This is a genomic window from Pricia sp., assembly GCF_041745955.1.
Lineage (GTDB): Bacteria > Bacteroidota > Bacteroidia > Flavobacteriales > Flavobacteriaceae > Pricia.
This window is the reverse complement of sequence record NZ_JBGTHY010000201.1, coordinates 1-3,219: the sequence shown is the minus strand read 5'-3', so window position 1 is coordinate 3,219 and position 3,219 is coordinate 1. Positions and strand designations below refer to the sequence as shown.

General features: G+C 44.6%; 3 protein-coding genes. 2 read left to right on the top strand and 1 reads right to left on the bottom strand.

All coding sequences use genetic code 11. The features are described 5' to 3' along the window. Window positions 1-1,299, top strand: a 1,299-nt coding sequence (locus ACEW8S_RS07035; RefSeq protein ID WP_373517458.1) for a prolyl oligopeptidase family serine peptidase, incomplete at its 5' end; no start/stop codon positions are given. A 27-nt stretch (window positions 1,300-1,326) separates the two neighbouring features. After that, window positions 1,327-2,055, top strand: a complete 729-nt coding sequence (locus tag ACEW8S_RS07030; protein ID WP_373517457.1) for a tetratricopeptide repeat protein — start codon at window positions 1,327-1,329, stop codon at window positions 2,053-2,055. A gap of 91 nt (window positions 2,056-2,146) precedes the next feature. On the opposite strand, the gene gldA is transcribed toward ACEW8S_RS07030, so the two are convergent. Continuing rightward, window positions 2,147-3,061, bottom strand: a complete 915-nt coding sequence (gldA, locus tag ACEW8S_RS07025; RefSeq protein WP_373517456.1) for a gliding motility-associated ABC transporter ATP-binding subunit GldA — start codon at window positions 3,059-3,061, stop codon at window positions 2,147-2,149. Window positions 3,062-3,219: the final 158 nt, after the last annotated feature.

The following is a 3,219-nucleotide window of genomic DNA, read 5'->3' as shown; positions in this document are numbered from 1 at the left end:
GAAATCGATGCCCCGACAATCCACTGGAAACCACTTTTTGTACCAGAGGATGAGGTGTACGATTTCGGTACGATCAAAGATTCCATTTTTGTACGTACCCCAAAAAATGCGCCCAATTTCAAGATTCTCAAAACTTCCCTGATCAATCCTGATATGGAGAACGCAGAAGTAATAGTACCGGAAAGTAAAAATGGCATTTTAGAAACTTTTGACCTGACCAGTGACGGACTTTATTACACCCTGTCAAAAAACGGCGTGCAGCAAGAATTGTATTATTTGTCCAAAGGGAAAGCAAAAGCAACAAGAATTGAACTTCCGAATGCGGCCGGAAGTATTGGTATTCGTGCTAAAAGCATCGATTCTCCCGATTTCTGGGTCACCTTGAACGGCTGGACCACCGATTACCGGAGGTACCGTTTTGACCCTCGTAAATCGGAATTCATTACAGAAAACCTTTCATCACAAACAGCATATCCCGAATATGACGATCTCATGGTGGAAGAATTAATGGTGCCATCGCATGATGGTACCTTAGTGCCTCTTTCGTTGGTTTATGACAAGAACTTAAAAAGGGACGGTGAGACGCCGGTGTTCTTTTTGGGCTATGGAGCCTATGGGTACTCGATGAGTCCTTTTTTTAGCCCTACGTACCTCATGCCTACTACAAAAGGGGCCATTTTTGCCGTTGCCCATGTTAGGGGTGGGGGCGAGTTGGGCGATACTTGGCATAAAGGGGGCATGAAGGTCACCAAGCCGAATACTTGGAAAGATCTCATTGCCTGTGCAGAGTACATGGTGAGTGAAAAGTATACCACTCCGCAAAAGATTACCATCTATAGTGCTAGTGCCGGTGGGGTACTCATTGGCCGGGCTATGACCGAAAGACCGGACCTGTTCGCAGCCTCTATTCCCGAAGTAGGCTGTATGAATAGCATGCGGATGGAGTTTACCCCCAATGGCCCTCCAAACATCCCCGAATTCGGCACTGTCAAAGACTCGGTGGAATGTATGGCATTATTGGAGATGGATTCGTACCAACATATTGTAGACGGAGAAAAATACCCCGCGACGCTGGTCACGGCAGGCATGAACGATCCCCGTGTCAGTGCTTGGGAACCCGGCAAGTTTGCCGCAAGGCTGCAAGCTGCCAATGCTTCTGACAAGCCTATTTTGTTTTCGGTAGATTTTGAGGCGGGGCATGGTATGGGCGACACCAAGACGACTGCTTTTAGTGCATTTGCCGATGTCTTCAGTTTTGCCCTATGGCAAACGGGTCATCCAGAATTTCAAATTAGGTAGGTATATTTTTAACTAAAACAAACACAGATGAAAAAGCTACTGATTTTCACAATTTTTATTGCAGCATTATATAGTGCTTTGGCGCAAAGCCCCGAAGAAGAGGTTTTAAAAAAGTTGGCGCTCCGGGAGACCGATATTTATTGGGAAGGAAATTTAGAAGGTTGGAGGGCACTTATGAGCCAAAACGCCAAAACCAATCGCCTCTATTCCGGCAATGGCTTTTACGTTAGTCAGGTAGGTTGGAAACCGATCGACTCCCTTATGGCCTTGTACAATACAGTACCAAGAACCAAGGCCACCACATCTAACAGCGATTATATTATTGAAGTTTCCGATAGACTGGCTTGGATGGCCTATAACCAACGAACGGATTTTGAAAATGATTCACTGACTTCAACGGGTACAAGGGAATTTCGCACTTTCGTAAAAGAAGGCAATGAATGGAAAATAAGTTCGCTCATGACCATAGATACGCTTTCCTATGCTCCGACAACAAATCCCCAGATGGTAGAAAATTTGTTCAATACCGCAGGGTACTCTTTTCTTGGGGAAAACAAAATAAATGAGGCACTGGAAATTTTTAAGCTCAATGTAACGCTTTATCCCGACTCGTGGAATACCTATGACAGCTTGGGGGAGGCCTACGCAGCGTCGGGAAATAAAAAGTTGGCCATCGAGAACTATCTAAAGTCCCTAGAGCTAAACCCGGAAAATGACAATGGTAGGGAGTGGTTGTCTAAATTGAAGGGGGAATGAGATATAAAAGTATCTTAATAAGGCATGAAGATAATGCGGAACTACCTACAATTATAGCGAACCGTAAATCGTAAAACTACTTCACTTGAAATTAAGCGGTGCTGTTCATTTCCCAACCGGTCAATTCCGCAAACAAACGCTCCAAATTCCTGTTTTTTCGGCTGAGTTGTAAGGTTTTGAGCTTGTTGTCATGGGCAAAATCGAAAACTGCGGGCCGCATATCCTTTGAGGTATCGAAAGTAATCTCATAGAGAAAACCGGCGATGTTCTTGACGTAAGTCACATGGGGCAATCGGTTCAAAAAGGCTTCCTCTACACGGTAGTCGAATTCCACTTCTATAATTTGTTCGTCATCATTACGTAAATCGGAAAGTTTTTTGTCGGCCACCAAAATGCCTTTGTTTATAATCAGTACCCGATCGCATACGGCTTCGACTTCCTTCATGATATGGGTCGAAAGTAGAATGGTCTTTTCCTTTCCCATTTCACGGATGAGTTTTCGGATTTCCAATAATTGGTTCGGATCCAACCCCGTTGTAGGCTCGTCGAGAATCAGTACATCCGGGTCGTGCAGCAGGGCCGCGGCCAGTCCTACACGTTGACGATACCCCTTGGAAAGCTGCCCTATTTTTTTATGGACTTCCGGTGTAAGTCCCGTTTGTTCGATGACTTTGCCGATTCGATTCTTGTCGGTTTTGTAGACCTCGGCATTAAAGGTCAAATATTCTTTTACGTACATATCCAGATACAGCGGATTGTGTTCCGGTAGATACCCGATACTTTTCTGTACCCTCTTTTTTTCCGTAACCACATCGAACGAATTGACTTGGGCCTCGCCTTCGTCCGCTTGATGGTAGGTGGTCAGGATTTTCATCATGGTGGACTTCCCGGCGCCGTTCGGGCCTAAAAGGCCTACGATTTCCCCCTTTTTTAGTTCGAAAGAGATGCCGTAAAGTACTTTTTGATTGCCGAAGGATTTTGTGATGTTATTGACGGTTATGGACATAACGGGATGTTTACTTTGAAAGTCTGATCAGTCATCGATCAAAAACTCCTTTAAAAGTAAACGAAGTTTTTTAATCTCGGTATTGTCCAATGCAGCTATTTTATTGGATAATCGCAATTTGTCGATATAGCGTATCTGGTCGAGGGCGATTTGACCTT

Excerpts from the sequence above, each read along its gene's own strand:
- ACEW8S_RS07030 (WP_373517457.1), top strand. The coding sequence starts at position 1,327 with ATGAAAAAGCTACTGATTTTCACAATTTTTATTGCAGCATTATATAGT.
- gldA (WP_373517456.1), bottom strand. The coding sequence starts at position 3,061 with ATGTCCATAACCGTCAATAACATCACAAAATCCTTCGGCAATCAAAAA.